Raw genomic sequence first — 17,828 nt, 5'->3', positions numbered from 1 at the left:
ACGGCCGGAATGGCCTGAACAGCCTGTCCGAGGAGGGGCCCGGGCGGTTCGACGACCGCCCGGGCCCTACGATCTCCCGGTACGACGGCCGGGAAGGGCGGGGACATGGGCGAGGGCGCCGGGGACGGGACAGCAGCGGCGGTACGGCCGGCGCGCGGCGCACCACTGCCGGGCGCCTTCGATGTCACGGACGCCGCCGCCTGGATCGCGCTGGACGCGGGGGTGCGTGAGATGGCCGATTACCGCTCACCGGTCGCGCACGCGGAACTGCGTGAGACGGCCGGTTACCGCTCTCTGGTCGCGCACGGGAGGCTGCGTGAGACGGCCGGTCACCGCCCACCGGTCGCGCACGCGGGCCCGCCGCCCGTCGACCCGGGGCAGGACGAGGAGTCGTGGCTCGCGCTCGCCCTCTGCCACCGTGACGGGCGGGTCCGTCAGGAGGCGGTACGTCGGTCGGCCGGCCGTCCCGGGCTGCTGCCGCTGATCGTGATCCGCTGTGCCGACTGGGTCGCCCCGGTGCGCGAGGACGCCCGGCTGCTGTTGCGCGGGGCCCTGGACGAGGATTCCGCCACCATCCTCGCGTCCCTGATCCTGCTCGTCGGCCGCCGCCACAGAGGGGCCTTCGGCGTCGAACTGCTCGGGGAGGTCCTGCGCCGGGCGTCCCTGGAAGGGCTCGCGGTTCTCTTCGACGCCCCGGACCGCGCCGTCCGCCGGTTCGCCTGCCGGCTGGCCGTCGAGCGCCGGCTGCTCGGCCCCGTCGAGCTGGCCCGCGCCGCCGCCCGGGACGAGGACACCGTGGTCCAGGACCTGTGTGCCACGGCCGCGCTCGCGGCGCTCACGGCCCTGCGCGACGAGCCGTCGCACGAGACGTACGAGGCCGTGCTCGCACCCCTGCTGACCGCGCGCCACCCGCGTGTCCGCTCGGCCGGCGTCACCGCGCTGCGGCCGGCCGGGCTGTCGGAGCGGGCGGAGGCCTTCCTCGGCGACCGGTCGGCACTGGTCCGCGCGTGCGCCCGGTACGTCGTACGGCAGCACGGGGGCGAGGCGGCGGCCTGGTACCGGGAGCGGTGCACGGCCGCGGCCGACCCGGGGTTGGCGCCCGGCGCGGTGGTCGGGCTGGCCGAGTGCGGGAACCGCCCGGACGCGGCGCTCCTGTGGCCCCTCCTCGCGCATCCGGCACCCCGGGTGCGGGCCGGGGCGGTGGCCGGACTTCGGCTCCTGGACTGCGTGGAGGCCGGGCGGTTGCTGCCGCTCCTCGACGACGCGTCCGCCGGGGTCGCCCGGGAGACGGCCGTCGCACTGCTGCCGTCCGCGGGACAACTGCCCGCCGACTGGCTGCTGGAGCGTCTCTCCGGGCGGCCCCGGCACGTCCGGCTCGCCGCGTTCCGGCTGCTCGACGCGCGCGGCGGGGTCGAGGCGCTGCGGGCGGCCGTCGGGCTTCTGGAGGACCCGGACGTGAAGGTGCGGTCCCGGGCGGAGCAGTCCGTGCGGCGCTGGCGCCCGCCGGCGGACGCGCGGCACCACGGCGCGGAGGTGGGGGAACTGCTCGGCCTGAGCCGCCATCTCTTCAGCGAGCGCGAGCTGCTCCTGCTCAAGTGGGAGGCGGGGGCGGCTGGTTGAGTGCGTCAGCGGTGGCGCTCCCGCGGGGCCCGTACCGACTCGGGTGATCCGGGCGCGACCGGGTGATCCGCCCGGCTCCCCCGGGCCGCCCCCGCGCCCCTCCCTCATCGGCGGCGGCCCGCCCGGGTTCATCCGGCGGCGGCGCGCTCGGCGTCGGGGCGGCGGCGCAGCGTGGCCCGCTGGATGGCGGGCGGGTCGTACGCCATGTCGAGCCGCCCGATGTCGGTGCCGGGGGGCACGATGGCGTCGATCCGGTCGAGGATCTCGTCGCTCAGCACGACCTCGGCACCCGCGAGCAGGTCGTCGAGGTGGGCCATGGTGCGCGGTCCGATGATCGCCGAGGTGACACCGGGGTGGGCGATGGCGAAGGCCGTCGCCAAGTGCGTCAGTGGCATCCCCGCCTTCTCGGCGAGGGGGATGAGCTGTTCGACGACGTCGAGGCGGCGTTCGTCCTTCAGGTGCTCGAAGCCGAAGCCGGCGCGGTGCGTGGTGGCTTCCCGGCCCTTGCGGTAGCGGCCGGTGAGCAGGCCCCCGGCCAGCGGGCTCCAGACCAGTGCGCCGATTCCGTACCGTTCGCAGACCGGCAGCACCTCGCGTTCGATGCCCCGGTTGAGGATCGAGTACGTCGGCTGCTCGGTGCGGAAACGTTGCAGGCCGCGCCGTTCGGCGGTCCACTGCGCCTCGACGATGTCGGTGGCGGGGAAGGCGGAGGAGCCGATGGCCCGGACCTTTCCGGCGCGGACCAGGTCGGTGAGGGCGGAGAGGGTCTCCTCGATGTCGGTGTCCGGCGCGGGGCGGTGGATCTGGAAGAGGTCGACGTGGTCGGTGCCCAGCCGGCGAAGCGAGTCCTCCAGGGCGCGGATCAGCCAACGCCGTGAGTTCCCCTGCTGGTTGGGGTCGTCGCCCATCGGAAGGTGGGCCTTGGTGGCCAGCACGACGTTGTCGCGGCGGCCCTTGAGCGCCTTGCCGACGATCTCCTCGGACTCGCCGCGCGAGTAGGCGTCGGCGGTGTCCACGAAGTTGATGCCCGCGTCCAGCGCCTTGTGGATGATGCGGACGGAATCGTCGTGGTCGGGGTTTCCCATGGCGCCGAACATCATGGCGCCCAGGCAGTAGGGGCTGACCTTGATGCCGGTCCGGCCCAGCGTGCGGTATCGCATGGTTCTCCTCGTGTGCGCGGAATCATGGGCGCGAACGTGTATGCGCGGCCCTTGCAGACGGCCTGCCTGCCCGGCCTGCCTGCCCGGCCCGCCTGCCCGGCCCGCCTGCCCGGCCTGCCTGCCCGGCCTGCCTGCCCGGCCTGCCTGCCCGGCCTGCGTGCACGGGCTTCGGCGGGTTCGGGGCCGGCCAGGGAGCCGAAAGCGGAACAACGTTCCGGAATGACAATACGGAACGCTGTTCCGATTCGCAAGGAGTCGCAAGAGGATCGTGAGGATCGTGGGGGCTGCACTCCGCCACGGCCGTCCGCGCACCACCAAGGCCCCGCGAACCGGTCCGGACATGCCCTTTTACGCTGGCCCGATGGAATACGAGGGGGACTTCCGGGTCGGTGACGTGCTGTCCGTCGCCTGCCCGTTCACGGAGACCGTGGTCGAGGAAGGCGTGAAGGGGGGTTACCTGTCGGTGCGTTGGCCGTGGTGGTCCATCGACGAGGACAGCCAGTTCTTCCGCTGGAACGGCGTCGTGGCGCTGAGTGCCGAGGGTGCGGAGGCCTGCCCCGAGAACCAGGTGGAACTGTTCCGGACCGACCCGCCGCCCGGCTGTCTGCGGGCGGGTGACCTCTGCCGGGTCGGGGTGGAGCCGACCCTGGTGCACGTCACCTCCGTCGACCGGCACGACCCGCCGCTGGAGACCGGCTGGCTGCCGCGCCCGCGGCTGACCGTGACCGTGCTGCGAAAGGGCATGTCCTACCGGGAGTACCCGGACGGGAGCCATCTCGACGGCTACGGCCACGGCCTCCATCCGGGCGACGGGACGCCCTACGCCATCGAGCTGCTGTGGCGGCCGTACGCGTTCCTGTGTGCGGACGACGAGGTGGCCGACGCCGAAGGCAGGGCCTGGCGCTTCCGCGGCCCCTGGGACTGGGACCCCTTCGACGGGGCGGCGCCCGGCCCGGGTCCCGCGTGGCCGCTCGTGCTGCTGGCCCGCTCCGGGATCCCCCGGTCCGGCGCGGACGCGGACGCGGAGGCGGTGGCCTCGGGCACGGCGGCCGGTTCCCACCTGGACACCGTCCGGCGGTGGATGTCCCTCACCGCAGCCTCCCCCACGCCCTGAGCGGGGGCGGACGCCGGACCCCGGCCACCCTGAGCGGGGGCGGGCGCCGGACCCCGGCCGTCAGCGCGACTCGTCCGGGTCGAAGCTCGCGAAGTAGGCGGCGGCCATGTCCTCGTGGCCGTGGCCCTGGGCGGCGGCCCGGGCGAAGCGGTCCGCGCTCGCGGCGGCGCCGTCGAGGCGGACTCCGTACCGCTGCCCGGCCTCGACGATCAGGCGGGCGTCCTTCTCCGCGGTGGTCACAGCGAAGCTGGCCGGTTCGAGACCGTCGTCGAGAATGAGGGCTGCCTTGGCCCGCAGATAGCCCATGTCGAGCGGGCCGCCTGCGATGGCGTCGAAGAAGTCCTGCGGGTTCACCCCGAGGGCCTTGGAGAGCGCCAGGGCCTCTCCGGTGGCGGTGGTGGCCGCGATGACCCAGCTGTTGGCGACGAGCTTGAGGCGGGTGGCGCCTCCGTCGGACCCGTTCTCGCCCGTCCAGACCGTACGGGACCCGACCGCGTCCAGCACCGGGGCGACGGCCGCCCGCTTCTCCGCCGGGCCCGCCGCGAGGACCAGCAACTGCCCGGTCTCGGCGGGCTGCCGGGTGCCGAGCACCGGTGCGTCGAAGAAGTCCAGGCCGTGCTCGTCGGCGAAGGCGGCGAGCTCCTCGACGGCGTCGACGCCCACGGTGGTCGACTGGACCCAGGCGGTGCCGGGACGGAGCGCCGGGGCGGCCTGCCGCATGACCTCCGCCACCGCCGACCCGTCGTGCAGCATCGTCAGGACCACGTCGGCGCCCTCGACGGCCTCGGCGGGGGTGCCGGCGATCCGCGCGCCGTCCCGGGACAGGGGTTCGACCTTGTCGCGGGTGCGGTTCCAGACCTGTACGGAGTGTCCGGCGCGGGCCAGGTTGCGGGCCATGGCGGCGCCCATGATTCCGGTGCCCAGAACGCTGACGGTGAGTGTGTCGGTCATGGTCGGTGTCGGCCTCTCGGTCGGGAAAGTGGAACACGGACGGTGAAGCGGCGGCGCTTTCGGCCGGCGCGGCGCCCCCACCCGCACGTTACGGGGTGCCACGGGGTCCGGGGTGGACGGGCGGCGGGAGGCGACGGGCCATCTCGTCCACCGGCAGGGCGGGGTTGGCCGCGGCGGCCCTGGCCGACTCGTGGTCCGGGTGGTCGAGCAGCCCGGCGAGCACGGGCAGGGGCAGGGCCGGGTGGCGGGCCGCCTCGGTCCGTACCCGGGGGTCCGCCAGGCAGGCGACCAGCGAGGCCGGGGTCGCCCCGGGCCGGGCGGCCACCGCGCGGAGCACCTTCCGTACGGGCGGGGTGCGCAGCGCCAGCTCCTCGAGGAACTCGGGCGAGGCGTCCGGGTTCTCCGCCACGCGCCCCGCCACCTGCGCCCCGAAACGCGTGGTCATCGCGCGCAGCACCTCCTCGGGCAGCCCGGGGTGCGGGGCCACCGCGCGGACCACCCGTGCGTCGGGGTCGGCGGCGAGCCGGTCGCGGATCTCGTCCGGCAGGTCGTGGCGCTCGGCGACCAGCGCCCGTACGGCCGGATCCGGCGATGCCGCCAGCCGGGCGATCTCGGCGGGCGAGGCCCCGGCGATCCGGGGGAGCGGCACCGGACCGGTCCGCACCTTCCCGGCCAGGGCGGTGAGCACGTCCAGCGGCAGGCGCGGGTGACGTGCCACCGTGCGGCGTACCTCGGGGCTCGGATCCGCGGCGAGTACGCGGAGGGCCGCCTCGCAGATCGCGGGATTCCTCGCGAGTTCGGCCCTGACCCAGTGGGAGGGGTCTCGGGCGAGGCGTTCGTACACCGAGGCGGGCAGGTCCTCGCGGGTGGCCAGCGCCCCGCGCACCTGCTCGCCGGTGGCGTCGGTGTGACCGGTGGCGCCGGTGGCGCCGGTGGCATCAGTGTGGTCGGTGGGGCTGGTGGCATCGGTGTGGTCGGTGGGGCTGGTGGCATCGGTGGGGCTGGTGAAGGGGAGGACCGCCTCGGTGGGGGTGGCCTGGTTCCGCAGGGCCCGGACGAGCAGCTCGTGGCGGGTGGACCGGTGGGATCCGTCACAGGCCGCCCCGGACCGCAGGTCGCATCCGGGGTGTTCGCAGCCGGAGTGGTGGGTGTACGGGACGGCTTCGTGGTCGCAGACCGGGCAGAGGCGGACCGGCGGCAGGCCTTCGCCGGTGATCAGCGCCGCCAGGACCGGGGGCGGTGTCAGCGGGTTACCGGCGAGCGCGCTGCGCACCTCCGCGTGCGGGTGCCGGGCGAGCCGGGTGGCGGCGGTGGCGGACGTGGTCCAGAAGGCGAGCTCGGCCACCACCCGTACGTGGGGGTCCGCGGCAAGTGTCGCGGTCACGTCGTCGGGCAGGTCCGGGAGGGGGGCCAGCCACTCCCCCAGGAGGAAGTCGGGTGCGGCGGCGAGGTGGCGGGCCCAGGAGGGGTGACCGGCGCCTTCCTGGAGCAGGGCGAGGGCGACGAGGGGCCATCGCGCCGGGTCGACGTCGGCCGCCGTGAGTGTCCGGACCGCCGGTGACATGGCCACCAGCGCGCAGTCCTCGTGCGCAGACACCAGGCGCTTCGCTTGTTCGCGGCTCAGATCCGAGCGGTCACCGAGGGTCTCGGCGAGCTCGCAGTCGAGGGGTTCGAGGCAACGGTCCTCGTACGCCAGAAGGCGGTCGATCAGGTGGGGAGGCAGCGACGGGTTGGCGGCGAGCCCGAGCAGCAGGTGATGCACGACGGGCATCATGCCGCCCGGGGCCGGGGCCGGGCCACCGGTTATCCGGTTGCGTCCGGTCATGGTTGTGCCCGGTCATCGGGTGGTCCGCGTGCCCGGTCCGGGCCGCCGCGAGCACCTGGGCCGGACCCGGAGGGTCGGCGCGGCCGGGACCACCAGGGCTGGCGTGGCCGGTCTTCACAGCTCCGCCCGGCCGCGCGAGGTGTGTCGGCGGCCGGGCGGTGGTGGAGCGTGGATCAGGAGTCGGAGTCGGCCTTCGCGGCGCGCGCGGCGTTCCGCTCCTTGATGCGGACGGCCTCCTTGCGGACGTCCGCCTGGGTGGCGCGCTCGGCGCTCAGCCACTCCGGCATCTCGTTCTTGAGGGCGTCGATCTGCTCGGTGGTGAGCGGCTCGGTCACGCCTCCGCGGGCCAGGCCGGAAATGGAGACGCCCAGCTTGGCGGCGACGACCGGGCGGGGGTGCGGGCCGTTGCGGCGCAGCTCTTCCAGCCAGGCCGGCGGTTCGGCCTGCAGCGCGTTGAACTCGCTGCGCGAGACCACACCCTCCTGGAACTCGGCGGGGGTGGCTTCGAGGTACACACCCAGCTTCTTCGCCGCGGTGGCGGGCTTCATCGTCTGGGGTGTCTGGTGCGAGGTCATGTGTCAAGAGTAGCGAGCGTGTGCGAGGCCGCCGACCACACCGCTCGCGGCGGGGGGTACGACGGGTTCCCGGCCATGATCCGCCGGACGCTCCCCGGGAGTGGGGCCGGTAACCTGGCGGGGTGACTGGCTCCGACGCATCCCCCTCGTTCCGCCTCGCCTACGTACCGGGCGTGACGCCTTCCAAGTGGGTGCGCATCTGGAAAGAGCGCTTCCCCCTCATCCCGCTGGAGCTGGTCTCCGTACCGTCCGATGAGGCCCCGGCGCTGCTGCTGGAAGGTGGCGCCGACGCGGGCTTCGTGCGGCTGCCGGTGGGGCGCGAGGAGCTCAGCGCGATCCCGCTGTACACCGAGACCTCGGTGGTGGTGATCCCGAAGGACCACCTGCTGGCGGCTGCCGAGGAGGTGTCCGCCGAGGACCTCGCGGAGGACATCGTGCTCCATCCGCTCGACGACTCGCTCGGCTGGGAGCGCCCGCCGGGACTGCCCGCGTTCGAGCGGCCGGAGACCACGGAGGACGCGGTGGCGCTGGTCGCGGCGGGGATCGGCCTGCTGGTCGTCCCGCAGTCGCTCGCCCGGCTCCACCACCGCAAGGACCTCACCTACCGGCCGATGACGGACGTCCCCGAGTCGCGGGTGGCGCTGTCGTGGCCGGAGGAGAAGACGACCGAGATGGTCGAGGACTTCATCGGCATCGTCCGGGGCCGCACCGTGAACAGCTCGCGGGGACGCACTCCCACTCCCCCGCAGCCGAAGCAGGAGAAGCGGCCGGCCGCCGGTGCCCGTCGCGGTACCGGCGCGGGCAAGCCGTCGTCCCGCAACCCGCGGGGCGGGGCGGGCGGCGGGGCCAAGGGCGCGAAGGGTGCGAAGAGCGCCGGCGGGGCCAAGGGAGCCAAGCGCGGAAAGCCGCGCGGCCGGTAGCCGGAGCGCGCGGGCCGTATGCCCGTATGCCGGGTGCCCATGTGCCCGCGGTGCCGTACGCCCGTGGCCCGGTCGCGGGTGGCACTGGTCGTACGTACGCGGGTGGTGCCGCATCCGGGGGTGACGGCCCGTACCGCTCCGGGCGCCCGCTCGTTACGCTCGCCGCCATGGGTGTTCTCCTGCCGCTGCTGATCGTTGCCGGATGTCTGGCCGCCGTCATGGGCGTCCTCGGGCTGCTCGCGGCCAGGGTGCGGCGCCGGGGGACGGCCGGGGCGGCGATCGGGGCGGCCCTCGCGTCGTACGAGGAGGCGTTCCGTACCACGTCGTACGCCGCTCACCAGGAGATACGTGCCCAGGCCGACCGGCAGGCCCCGCTGCCGTCGCCGGACGGCGGCCGACGCCCCGCGGCGACGGAGTACGGGCCCGGGGGCCGTACCGGGCGGCCCGTCCGGCGTCGGTCCCGGCCGGGCCGGCGGGGCCCTTTCGGCCTCGGGCGCGCCCGGCCGCGAGGCGGGCGTCCGGGCAGGCGCTGAGGCGGCCGGTTCAGCGAGTCGCGGGCCTGCCGACCCGCAGGGGGGACCCCTCTGCGCGAGGCACGGGCCGAGAAGTGTCAGGATGGTTGTATGACCATCAAGGCTTACTTCGACATCACCATCAACGACGAGCCCGCCGGGCGGATCACGTTCAACCTCTTCGAGGACGTCGTCCCGAAGACCGTGGAGAACTTCCGCGCCCTCGCCACCGGCGAGAAGGGCTTCGGCTACGCGGGCTCCTCCTTCCACCGCGTCATCCCGGACTTCATGCTCCAGGGCGGCGACTTCACCCGTGGCGACGGCACGGGCGGCAAGAGCATCTACGGCGAGAAGTTCGCGGACGAGAACTTCAAGCTCACGCACAACAAGGCGGGCCTGCTCTCGATGGCCAACGCCGGCCGCAACACCAACGGCTCGCAGTTCTTCATCACCACCGTCCTGACCCCGTGGCTCGACGGCAAGCACGTCGTCTTCGGTGAGGTCGCGGACGAGGACAGCATGAAGCTGGTCAAGAAGATCGAGTCCCTGGGCTCCCAGAGCGGCCGCACCTCGTCGAAGATCACCATCTCGGAGAGCGGCGTCCTCTAAGGATTCCCGTCGAGGAATCCGATCGGGGAATCCGACCGGGGAATCCCATCGAGGATCCCGATCGAGGACCTCGGTTCGGAGACGCGCGGGCGGACGGGAAACCGTCGGCCCGCGCGTCTCTCGTTCTCCGGTCCCGGGAACGTGATCAGAGGGACGCGTACACGGATTCGACCAGGGCCATCTTGCGCGGGTCGTCGGCGAGCCCCACGCCCATCCGGTTCATGACGTAGCCGAGCGCCACCCCCGCCTCCGGGTCGGCGAGCCCGCACGAGCCGCCCGCCCCGTCGTGGCCGACCGCTCGCGGGTTGGGGCCGTAGGAGGCGTTCGAGCCGCTCAGCCAGACGCCGAGGGCGATCTCCGTCTCGTGCGCGAACCCGGCGCCCAGCACCAGATCGCGGCAGCTCCCCTGCCCCTCCCGTACGCGCTCGGCCGCCTCCTCGGAGAGAACGCGGTGGCCGTGGAGCGCGCCCCGGCCGGCGAGGATTCCGTAGAGGGAGGCGACCGCGCGAGCGGTGGAGTGGCCGTTCGCCGCCGGGATCTCGGCCGCCCGCCACGCGGCGGTGTTGGCCGCGGCTGCTCCCGTACCGGGGTTGAGGAAGGCGGCGACGGCCACCGGGGGCAGGCGCGCGAAGAACGCCATCTGCTCGGGCGACACCTTCGTCGTGACGAGTTCGGCGACCCGGTCCGCTTCCTTCTCCGGCAGTCCCACGGTGAAGTCGATGCCGAGGGGGCCGGTGACCTCGCGCCGCAGGAACTCCCCGGGCAGGTCACCGCTGATCCGCCGGACGACCTCGCCGACCAGGAACCCGTACGTCAGCGGGTGATAGCCGGAACGGGTGCCGGGTTCCCACCAGGGCTCGGTCGCGGCGAGCCGGGACGTGGTCAGCTCCCAGTCGTAGAGGTCGGCGAGCGAATGCGGCCGGCGCAGCCCGGCGAGACCGGCGCGGTGCGAGAGGAGGTGGCGTACGCGGACGTTCTCCTTGCCGGCGGCGGCGAACTCGGGCCAGTACGAGGCCACCGGGGCGTCGAGGTCGAGCAGGCCCCGGTCCGCGAGGATGTGGGCGCAGAGCGCGGTGGGGCCCTTGGTGGTGGACCAGACGTTGACGAGGGTGTCCCGTTCCCAGGGACGGGTCCGCGCGCCGTCCGCCCATCCGCCCCAGAGGTCGACCACCGGCTCGCCGTCCACCAGGACCGTGACGGCGGCGCCCAGCTCGTCCCGTGCGCTGAAGTTCTCCTCGAACGCGGTACGCACGCGGGCGAACCGTTCGTCGCAGTGGCCGTGGATCTGCGTCACGGTGGCCTCCTCGTCGTGGGCGTCCCGGGGCAACATACCGACGGGTCGGACCGGCGGGAAGGGGTGGCGCGGCGCCCGGACCGGGCATCCGGACCGGCATCCACGCATCCGGGCATCCACGCATCCGGACATCCGGGCATCCGGACATCCGGACATCCGGACATCCGGACCGAGACCCGAACTTACCTGCCTCCCGCCGGACTTCCGGCACCCGGACTTCCCCCGCTACAACCCCACGGCGCCGTCGACCCCTTGGCGCAGCAGGTCCGCGTGGCCGTTGTGGCGCGCGTACTCCTCCACCATGTGCAGCATCACCCACCGGAGCGAGACCCGTCCCTGCCAGGGGTCGATGGCGGAGACGTCGAGATCAGCGGCTTCGGCGACGAACCGTTCCGCGAAGTCGACCTCCTCGCGCCAGGCCCGCCAGGCTTCCTCCGTACGGGCGGCGTCGGGCACGGCGCGGTCGAACGCACTGTCCGGCTCGTCCACCGTGGCGAAGGGCGCAGGGCCCTCCTGACCGGCCAACCGCAGCCTGAACCAACGGTGTTCCACGTCGGCGAGGTGCCGGACGAGTCCCAGCAGGGACAGGCCGGAGAAGTCCACGGACCGCAGGGCCATGGCTTCGGCGTCGAGCCCGGAGCACTTCAGGACCAGGGTCTCCCGCTGGCGGCGCAGGGACGCGGCGAGCATGGTCCGCTCGTCGCTCTGCGTCGGGACCTCTGCCCGTGGGTCGCTTCCAGGATCGGTGAACATCTCCGCAAACCGTTGCATGTCCGGGATTGTGGCCGATGTGCACCCTCCGTCGCAGGAGTTTCACCCTTCCCGTGCAGCTGAGGCGCTCGCCGATCGAGGCACGAGGCGCGGGACACCAGGCGCGGGACACCAGGCGCGAGGCCACGGCACACACGGCACGGCCCACGGCGCTTCAGTGGGCCGGTGGCTCCAGGCAGAGGCTCCAACGGCCGGGCTGCCCCGCGAGGGTGAGGGCGGAGAGGGGGCGCACGTCGATGTTCCAGTACGCCGAGGGCGGGGCCTTCAACGCGTAGACGAGGATCGCGCGGACCACGGCGGGCTCGGCCACCGCGACGATGGAACCGCCGTCGAAGGGGCGGGTGTCGAGCCAGTGGCCGATGCGCGTGATGAAGCCGAGCAGCGGCTCGCCGCCGTGCGGCGCGGAGCGGGGATCGGCCAGCCACGCGTCGACGGCGGCGGGCTCGCGGGCCGCGACCTCCGCCAGGGTCATGCCCCGCCAGCGCCCCATGTCGCAGTCGCGCAGGTCGGGTTGGGCCATGGGGGCGTACCCGAGGGCGTCGCCGGTGGCCCGGCTCCGGGGGGTCGGCGCACAGTAGCGGAGGTCGGCCGCCCCGAGCGGGACCAACGCGTGGGCGACGAGTTGCACCTCGTGCCATCCGGCGTGGTCGAGCGGACGGTCGTCGTCGAAGCGCTCGGCGAGCAGGGACGAGCTCCGCGCTGCCGCCACGAGGGAAACCCGAACACTCATGGCCGCGATCGTGAGGCCGCCGACTCGCCGGGTCAAGAGGGCACGCTTCAGAGGGAGTTGACGATCTAACGATTGATCAGAGCCATCCACTGGCCGGGCTCTTCCAGGCCCCGGAAGCCGACCTTCTCGTACACCCCGTGGGCGTCGCCCGTGGCGAGCAGGATCCTGCGGACGCCGGCCGGGGCGAGGTGGTCGCGGACCGCTTCGGCCAGGCGCACGCCGAGCCCCTGGCCGCGTACCGCCGGGTCGACGTAGACGTCACAAAGCCAGGCGAAGGAGACGTGGTCGGTGACCACCCGGGCGTACCCGACCTGGGTGCCGGAACTCCGCTCGTACACGCCGAAGTTGAGCGAGGCCGCGATGGCCGCGTCCTGCTTGGCGCGGCTGCGTCCGAGCGCCCAGTAGGTGTCGGTGGAGAGCCAGTGGTGGACCCGGGCCGCGTCGAGCCGGGCGGGGTCGGTCGAGATGTCGTAGTCCTGCGTGATCGTATCGGTCATGAGCGCAGGCTAGAACGAAGCCGCGGACCGGCCCAGCAGTTTTCCCCGCGTATGCGGCACTCCCCGCCCCACGGCCGGGCACCCCGCCTCACCGGGTGTCGTACGCGATACGCAGCCGCCTGACCCCCTCCACGATCTCGCCCGCGCCGGAGGCCGCCGCGTAGCTGATCCGGACCTGAGCGGAGGGCGGTTCGGCGCAGAAGTACGGGCGTCCGGGCGCCACGGCGACCCCGGCCCGCAGGGCGCCGGTGACGAACGCGGCCTCGTCCGCACCGCTGCCGCCCCCGCCGGGTACGGGCAGCCAGAGACTGCCGCCACCGGACGGCACGTACGGCAGGTCGAGTTCGGGCAGCGTGCGGCGGAGCTCACCGGCGAGCAGGGTGCGACGCCGGGCCAACTCTCCTGCGACGGAGCGCAGATGGGTGCCCCAGGCCGGAGATCCGACCAGTTCGAGGGCGGTCTCCTGGAGCGGTCTCGGTACGAAGAAGCTGTCCACGACCTGGATCGCGCGCAGCCGTTCCAGCACCGGGCCTCGTGCGGCGAGCGCGCCGACGCGCAGGCTGGGCGAGGTGACCTTGGTGAGCGAACAGACGTGTACGACGACCCCGTCCGGATCGTCGGCGGCCAGCGGCGGCGGCAGCGGGCCCGCGTCTTGGTGGGCGAGGCGGCGGGCGAAGTCGTCCTCCACCACGAACGCGCCCGCGGCCCGTGCCGTCCGCAGGACCTCGGCCCTCCGCGCGGGGGCGAGTACCGCGCCGGTGGGGTTCTGGAACAGCGGCTGGCAGACGAAGACTCGGGCCCCGGTGGCGCGGAACGCCGCGTCCAGCAGCTCGGGGCGCACTCCGTCCACGTCCACCGGTACGGGAACGGGCCGCAGCCCTGCGGCGCGGGCGGCGGCCAGCATGCCGGGGTAGGTCGGCGACTCGACGAGGACCGGAGCCCCGGGCGGGGCGAGCGCGCGCAGCGCGGTGGCCAGCGCGCTCTGGCCACCCGCCGTGATCAGGACGTCGGCCGCGCCGACACCGGGCCCGATCTCGCGCGCGAACCAGGCGCGCAGCTCGGGCAGCCCGTCCACGGGCGGCCGGTCCCAGGCGCCGGGGCGGCGGCCGGCCCGCGCGAGGGCGGCGGCCAGGGCGCGTTCGGGCTGGAGGGTGGGGTGGAGGTAGCCGCCGTTGAACTCGATGACGCCCGGCGGGGGCGCGGCGAGGGTGACGAGGACCCCCGAGGCGTCGACGGTACGGGGCACCACCTCGGGCCCGCCGTCGCCGCTGAGCGAGACCTCCTGCCAGGACGTGTCGCCCGGGGCCGGGGCAGTCGTACGCGGCTGGGCACGGAAGGCCCCGGCGCCGGGCCGGGTGACGACCAGCCCCTCCGCGGCCAGTTGGGCGAGGGCCCGGGTGACGGTGACCGGGCTGACCCGGAAGCGCTCGACGAGGGCCCGGCTCGACGGCAGCTTTCCACCCGGTGAGTAGCGATTCAGCTCATGCCGCAGGGATTTCGCCAACTCACCCACACTGCTACGCTCTTCCATGAGAGACAACGATAGCGCTACCCCATCGGCGACGATAGCGCTCACCGCCACCGGTACTCTTCCCGCCACTCCCCCGACCCAGCACCGTGCCCCGGTGTCGGCCCCGGCGTCGACCCCACACCCGGCCCCGGCCCCGGCCTCCGAACGGACCGGCTTCGTCCTCGCCTCCCTCGGGGTCGTCGCCTTCTCCCTGACCTTCCCCGCCACCGTGTGGGGGCTGGAGAGCTTCGGCCCCTGGTCGCTGGTGGCGGTGCGCAGCGTGCTCGCCGCGTTGATCGCGGGCACGGTCCTTCTGGTAGCCCGCATCCCGTGGCCGGGCCGCCGTCACCTGGGCGGGCTGCTCGTCGTGGCGGGCGGGGTGGTGGCGGGGTTCCCGCTGCTGACCACGCTCGCGCTGAGGACGACGACCTCCTCGCACTCGGCCGTGGTGGTGGGGCTGCTGCCGCTGACCACGGCGGTGTTCTCGTCCCTGCGCACGGGCACCCGCCCGCCCCGCGCCTTCTGGATCGCGGCGCTCGCGGGGGGCGGCCGTGGTGCTCGCGTTCACGGTCGCCCAGAGCGGCGGCGCGGTCTCCGCCGGTGACCTGTACCTGTTCGGTTCGCTGGTGGTGTGCGCGGCCGGGTACGCGGAGGGCGGCAGGCTGGCGCGGTCGATGCCCGGCTGGCAGGTGATCGGCTGGGCGCTGGTCCTCTCGCTCCCGGTCGCGGTGGCGGGCTGCGCGGTGGCGCTGTCGTACGAGCCCGTCACGCTGACGGGGCACGGGATCGCCGGCCTGGTCTGGCTGGCGGCCGGGTCCACCTTCATCGGGCTGTACGTCTGGTACCGGGGCATGGCGGAGATCGGTATCCCGCGCGCCAGCCAGCTGCAACTGGCCCAGCCGCTGCTGACGCTGGTCTGGTCGTTCCTGCTGCTCGGCGAGGAGCTGTCGGCGGCGGCCCCGCTCGCGGCGGTGGCCGTGCTCGTCTGCATCGCGGTGACCCAGCGGGCGGGCACCCGGCGCCCGCGCGAACCCCTCGCCCCACGGTCATAGACTTGTCGACACAGGGACCGCCGTCCAGGAGGAGGTCGTTCCCGATGGAGGCCCACACCGGCGACCGGTTGCTGACTCACGGCAGAACCGTCGGCCAACCCGACCAGGTCGCGGAGATCATCGAGGTACGGGGCCCGCGCGGCACGCCGCCGTACCGGCTGCGCTACGCCGACGGCCACGAGTCACTGGCGTACCCGGGGCCGGACAGCGTGGTGCAGCATACGGGCGCCGACAGGACCGGCCAGGAGGACCACCTCGAGCGGCGGTGAGCCGGGTCGCCGGGCCGAGAGGCTCGGGTACAGCCGGCGGCAGCCGGCCCTCCGTGGCCAGAGATGACCGCCCAGCGGTCCCCTTCGTGCGCCGACCCTGCAAAGCGCAGGCTCGGCGCGAGACGCTGAGCGGTGCCTACTCCATCAAGCAGCTACCGGGATGCCGACAGCGGTCGCGCGCTCCAGAAGTGCTCTCGCCGGCCGGTTCGAAGAATAGGGAGAGAGCACGGACATCATCTCGCGCATGCGATCGTCACACCGGCCGGACTGCACCATCGGGTAGTCGTCCAGAGCCTCGTGCCAGGTGCTCACGGCTGCTTCGAGATGCCCCATGGCGAGCTGACGCTCTGCGGTCAGACCGAGATGTCGCACCTTGGCTCGCCTGTAGAGACTGTGGCGAAGCCTGTTCGATTCCTGCAGGGACTCAACTGCTCCGGCAGCATCGCCGAGTTCATGCCGCACCTGGGCCAGGTGATACATCAGCGAGGACGGATCGTAGGAACCGAAGGCTTTTGCCTGCGATTCAGCCACGTCCATTGCCTTTTCCGCTTCCTTCATACGCAGAAGCGCGCTGTCGCGCTCACCGAGCTGCGCGGCCGCGTGCGCCTGCTGGCCTGCCAGGAAGGCCCGCATGCGAGGGCCTGCGTGCGGTGAGGCAGCTGCGGCAGCGTCAGCCAGACGAAGCGCATGCCGCCCGTGCCCGAGATCCACAGCCTGGACGGACATGCCCCGCAGCGTCGTGCAGTAGGTCAGGTGGTCGTCGGCAGCACCAGCCAGTTCCAGAGCCTTGAGGTAGTAGCGCTGGGCCAGTCCGTGAAGTCCCTCGTCCACCGCCATGTAGCCGGTGAGGTAGCAGAGGTCCGCAGCGGCGGACATCATCTCCTTCCGCACCGGGTCCGGAGCTTGTGCGTGCAGGTACCCGGCGACGGTGTTCACCAGAAACGCCGCCGCCATCGGTCTGGCATGCCTGCCTCCGAACTGGTCGTCCAACTCGGAGACCCGCTCGGTCATCTGCGTGACCATCTCGACTTCTCCGCGTCCGATGCGGGTCACCTGGCCCGCCGCGAACGCTTCGGTGCGACCCACCACATCCGGCCAGTCCGGGATGGTGAGCGCCACGGAGAAAAGCGCCGCACCCAGTACAGAACGGCGTGAAGGGTCCATGTCCTGCCTCCCCAGATCGACGAGTCCTTCCACCGTACCGAGTGAGGTTCCCTCTCCCTGAAGTCGAGGAAAGCCCGTCTCCTCATGCGTAACCGGGCGGGACAACCGGCGCGAGAAAACTTCGAGGATCAGCTCCCTGGCCTCCTTCCGAGGCATGGTGCCGTCAAGCCAGTGCTTCACCGCGGATTCGTCGTAGCGGGTAGGCCGCCCGACCTCCGTACCCGCTCTGTTCACTGCCATGGCGAAGCTGCTGTAGGTCCAGCCGGTCTCACGCAGAAGGCGAGCCAGTCTCTCGTTCGACTTCTTCTGAGGCACAGTCAACCACCTTCATTTTCAAGGCTTTCAAGTTCTCGCGCCCTCTCCACGGTACCGCTGCGCGTGACCGCGCGGTTACGTAGGGCGTGAGAGATCAACAGAAGGAGAGAGCCGTGCCGACGAGCCGAACCGACAGAGATGTGGCGGCGGGCAACGACACCGCGCCCGTGGATGTGGAGACCATCTCGGAGATCACGGGCCAGGTGCTGGGCCTGCACCTCACCACGTCGACCCGCGAGGACATCCTCGCCCATGCGGCGGCAGTCCACGGATTCCTCAACCTGCTCGTCCGTGAGGAACTGGGCGCGGACCAGGACCCGTCCGTACGGGATCTGATCGGCAAGGCATACGTCCTGCTGGCGGCGGAAGCCCCCACGCGGGAGACACCGTGTTTCAGTGCCTACGCCCACGTGCGGGAGGCGGCCGACATCACCCGGCGCCTGCTCCGGGTGTGGGTCGGCAGGAACCGGGAGGCCGGGCGGCACGGCAGGGACGCGGTGCGAGTGACCGGGGAACGCCCATGACGACAAGGATCGGGGTGTACCGGGTAGGGCGCGACGGCTCGCGCCATGTGGTCCGCCCCCTGCGCCCGGTGAAACCCCTCAAGGTGCCGGAGGTCACCTCGGCCTGGCCCCACTGCCAGTGCCCCCGCCACAGGGCCACGTGACGGCCCGGCCGTACGAGACCGGCTTCTGCTTCCTCGACCGCAACGAGGGCCTGACCGTGACGTGGGTCGGCCCGGTCGAAGCGGACGGTGTCTCGGCCCCGGTCCACGCCTTCGGAGCGTGCTGCGAGTTCACCCGGCAGTACGTCCGCCACTACCACCTGACGCGCGGCATACGGCCCGCCACTCGGGCCCTCGCCTCCCGCACGTCGGCTCCCGGCAGCGTCGCCGCCGGGAGCCGTCGCGGCGCGGGGAGCCGAGGAGTTCACCCGTACG

The 17,828-nt window shown here is 73.1% G+C and carries 17 protein-coding genes and 1 pseudogene; 8 read left to right on the top strand and 10 right to left on the bottom strand.

All coding sequences use genetic code 11. The features are described 5' to 3' along the window. Window positions 1-105 precede the first annotated feature (105 nt). Window positions 106-1,620, top strand: coding sequence for a hypothetical protein (locus tag ACWCWD_RS13400; protein WP_450772609.1), 1,515 nt, complete (start codon window positions 106-108; stop codon window positions 1,618-1,620). 128 nt (window positions 1,621-1,748) lie between these two features. Here the strand turns inward: ACWCWD_RS13400 and ACWCWD_RS13395 are convergent, their stop codons facing one another. Continuing rightward, window positions 1,749-2,780 carry an aldo/keto reductase gene (locus ACWCWD_RS13395; protein ID WP_450772607.1) on the bottom strand — a complete coding sequence of 344 codons (1,032 nt, stop codon included), beginning with the start codon at window positions 2,778-2,780 and terminating at the stop codon, window positions 1,749-1,751. A 361-nt stretch (window positions 2,781-3,141) separates the two neighbouring features. Here ACWCWD_RS13395 and ACWCWD_RS13390 point away from each other — a divergent pair, with 361 nt between their 5' ends. Beyond that, on the top strand, window positions 3,142-3,894 hold the full coding sequence (locus ACWCWD_RS13390; protein ID WP_450772605.1) for a hypothetical protein: 753 nt from the start codon (window positions 3,142-3,144) through the stop codon (window positions 3,892-3,894). 60 nt (window positions 3,895-3,954) lie between these two features. Here ACWCWD_RS13390 and ACWCWD_RS13385 read toward each other — a convergent pair whose 3' ends face one another. The 3 genes from ACWCWD_RS13385 to ACWCWD_RS13375 form a co-directional block, all read right to left on the bottom strand. Continuing rightward, complete coding sequence (locus ACWCWD_RS13385) at window positions 3,955-4,845, bottom strand: NAD(P)-dependent oxidoreductase (protein WP_450772603.1); 891 nt, start codon at window positions 4,843-4,845, stop codon at window positions 3,955-3,957. Window positions 4,846-4,933: 88 nt separating this feature from the next. Next, window positions 4,934-6,607: a hypothetical protein gene (locus tag ACWCWD_RS13380; protein WP_450772602.1), complete on the bottom strand. Its 1,674-nt coding sequence runs from the start codon at window positions 6,605-6,607 to the stop codon at window positions 4,934-4,936. 236 nt (window positions 6,608-6,843) lie between these two features. After that, on the bottom strand, window positions 6,844-7,245 hold the full coding sequence (locus ACWCWD_RS13375; RefSeq protein ID WP_450772600.1) for a DUF5997 family protein: 402 nt from the start codon (window positions 7,243-7,245) through the stop codon (window positions 6,844-6,846). A 122-nt stretch (window positions 7,246-7,367) separates the two neighbouring features. Between ACWCWD_RS13375 and ACWCWD_RS13370 the strand changes: the two genes are divergently transcribed. From ACWCWD_RS13370 to ACWCWD_RS13360, 3 genes are all read left to right on the top strand, one after another. Beyond that, window positions 7,368-8,165, top strand: a complete 798-nt coding sequence (locus ACWCWD_RS13370) for a LysR family substrate-binding domain-containing protein (RefSeq protein WP_450772598.1) — start codon at window positions 7,368-7,370, stop codon at window positions 8,163-8,165. Between the two features lie 167 nt (window positions 8,166-8,332). Next, a complete protein-coding gene (locus ACWCWD_RS13365) occupies window positions 8,333-8,698 on the top strand; it encodes a hypothetical protein (RefSeq protein WP_450772597.1) in 366 nt (121 codons plus the stop codon). 90 nt (window positions 8,699-8,788) lie between these two features. Next, window positions 8,789-9,286, top strand: a complete 498-nt coding sequence (locus ACWCWD_RS13360) for a peptidylprolyl isomerase (RefSeq protein ID WP_450772595.1) — start codon at window positions 8,789-8,791, stop codon at window positions 9,284-9,286. A 145-nt stretch (window positions 9,287-9,431) separates the two neighbouring features. Here ACWCWD_RS13360 and ACWCWD_RS13355 read toward each other — a convergent pair whose 3' ends face one another. From ACWCWD_RS13355 to ACWCWD_RS13335, 5 genes are all read right to left on the bottom strand, one after another. Then, on the bottom strand, window positions 9,432-10,616 hold the full coding sequence (locus tag ACWCWD_RS13355) for a serine hydrolase domain-containing protein (protein ID WP_450772593.1): 1,185 nt from the start codon (window positions 10,614-10,616) through the stop codon (window positions 9,432-9,434). Between the two features lie 189 nt (window positions 10,617-10,805). Continuing rightward, on the bottom strand, window positions 10,806-11,351 hold the full coding sequence (locus ACWCWD_RS13350) for a DinB family protein (protein ID WP_450772591.1): 546 nt from the start codon (window positions 11,349-11,351) through the stop codon (window positions 10,806-10,808). A 154-nt stretch (window positions 11,352-11,505) separates the two neighbouring features. After that, on the bottom strand, window positions 11,506-12,081 hold the full coding sequence (locus ACWCWD_RS13345) for a histidine phosphatase family protein (RefSeq protein ID WP_450772589.1): 576 nt from the start codon (window positions 12,079-12,081) through the stop codon (window positions 11,506-11,508). A 65-nt stretch (window positions 12,082-12,146) separates the two neighbouring features. Beyond that, window positions 12,147-12,578: a GNAT family N-acetyltransferase gene (locus ACWCWD_RS13340; protein ID WP_450772587.1), complete on the bottom strand. Its 432-nt coding sequence runs from the start codon at window positions 12,576-12,578 to the stop codon at window positions 12,147-12,149. Between the two features lie 88 nt (window positions 12,579-12,666). Further along, entirely contained in the window at window positions 12,667-14,109 is a 1,443-nt protein-coding gene (locus ACWCWD_RS13335; RefSeq protein ID WP_450772585.1) for an aminotransferase-like domain-containing protein, read from the bottom strand. Here ACWCWD_RS13335 and ACWCWD_RS13330 point away from each other — a divergent pair. Together ACWCWD_RS13330 and ACWCWD_RS13325 are read left to right on the top strand one after the other, a co-directional pair. Continuing rightward, window positions 14,108-15,140, top strand: a pseudogene (locus ACWCWD_RS13330) (DMT family transporter). The gene ACWCWD_RS13335 and the pseudogene ACWCWD_RS13330 overlap by 2 nt on opposite strands. A gap of 44 nt (window positions 15,141-15,184) precedes the next feature. Continuing rightward, window positions 15,185-15,409, top strand: coding sequence for a DUF1918 domain-containing protein (locus ACWCWD_RS13325; RefSeq protein WP_450772584.1), 225 nt, complete (start codon window positions 15,185-15,187; stop codon window positions 15,407-15,409). Between the two features lie 144 nt (window positions 15,410-15,553). On the opposite strand, the gene ACWCWD_RS13320 is transcribed toward ACWCWD_RS13325, so the two are convergent. Beyond that, the gene (locus ACWCWD_RS13320; protein WP_450772582.1) at window positions 15,554-16,888 is read right to left on the bottom strand and encodes a tetratricopeptide repeat protein; all 1,335 of its coding nucleotides are present in this window, start codon (window positions 16,886-16,888) and stop codon (window positions 15,554-15,556) included. 113 nt (window positions 16,889-17,001) lie between these two features. Here ACWCWD_RS13320 and ACWCWD_RS13315 point away from each other — a divergent pair, with 113 nt between their 5' ends. Then, window positions 17,002-17,412 (top strand): hypothetical protein, encoded by a 411-nt coding sequence (locus tag ACWCWD_RS13315; protein WP_450772580.1) that lies wholly within the window; start codon window positions 17,002-17,004, stop codon window positions 17,410-17,412. Window positions 17,413-17,828 lie beyond the last annotated feature (416 nt).

The organism is Streptomyces sp. NPDC001493 (assembly GCF_053597235.1).
Note: the sequence above shows the minus strand (reverse complement) of the source record. Positions and strands in the feature narration are given on the sequence as shown.

What these genes read in the sequence shown, in the direction of transcription:
- ACWCWD_RS13360 (WP_450772595.1), top strand. Translation starts at nt 8,789, where the DNA reads ATGACCATCAAGGCTTACTTCGACATCACCATCAACGACGAGCCCGCC.
- ACWCWD_RS13390 (WP_450772605.1), top strand. Translation starts at nt 3,142, where the DNA reads ATGGAATACGAGGGGGACTTCCGGGTCGGTGACGTGCTGTCCGTCGCC.
- ACWCWD_RS13375 (WP_450772600.1), bottom strand. Translation starts at nt 7,245, where the DNA reads ATGACCTCGCACCAGACACCCCAGACGATGAAGCCCGCCACCGCGGCG.
- ACWCWD_RS13335 (WP_450772585.1), bottom strand. Translation starts at nt 14,109, where the DNA reads ATGGAAGAGCGTAGCAGTGTGGGTGAGTTGGCGAAATCCCTGCGGCAT.
- ACWCWD_RS13400 (WP_450772609.1), top strand. Translation starts at nt 106, where the DNA reads ATGGGCGAGGGCGCCGGGGACGGGACAGCAGCGGCGGTACGGCCGGCG.
- ACWCWD_RS13340 (WP_450772587.1), bottom strand. Translation starts at nt 12,578, where the DNA reads ATGACCGATACGATCACGCAGGACTACGACATCTCGACCGACCCCGCC.
- ACWCWD_RS13350 (WP_450772591.1), bottom strand. Translation starts at nt 11,351, where the DNA reads ATGCAACGGTTTGCGGAGATGTTCACCGATCCTGGAAGCGACCCACGG.
- ACWCWD_RS13365 (WP_450772597.1), top strand. Translation starts at nt 8,333, where the DNA reads ATGGGTGTTCTCCTGCCGCTGCTGATCGTTGCCGGATGTCTGGCCGCC.
- ACWCWD_RS13385 (WP_450772603.1), bottom strand. Translation starts at nt 4,845, where the DNA reads ATGACCGACACACTCACCGTCAGCGTTCTGGGCACCGGAATCATGGGC.
- ACWCWD_RS13325 (WP_450772584.1), top strand. Translation starts at nt 15,185, where the DNA reads ATGGAGGCCCACACCGGCGACCGGTTGCTGACTCACGGCAGAACCGTC.
- ACWCWD_RS13345 (WP_450772589.1), bottom strand. Translation starts at nt 12,081, where the DNA reads ATGAGTGTTCGGGTTTCCCTCGTGGCGGCAGCGCGGAGCTCGTCCCTG.
- ACWCWD_RS13395 (WP_450772607.1), bottom strand. Translation starts at nt 2,780, where the DNA reads ATGCGATACCGCACGCTGGGCCGGACCGGCATCAAGGTCAGCCCCTAC.
- ACWCWD_RS13355 (WP_450772593.1), bottom strand. Translation starts at nt 10,616, where the DNA reads ATGTTGCCCCGGGACGCCCACGACGAGGAGGCCACCGTGACGCAGATC.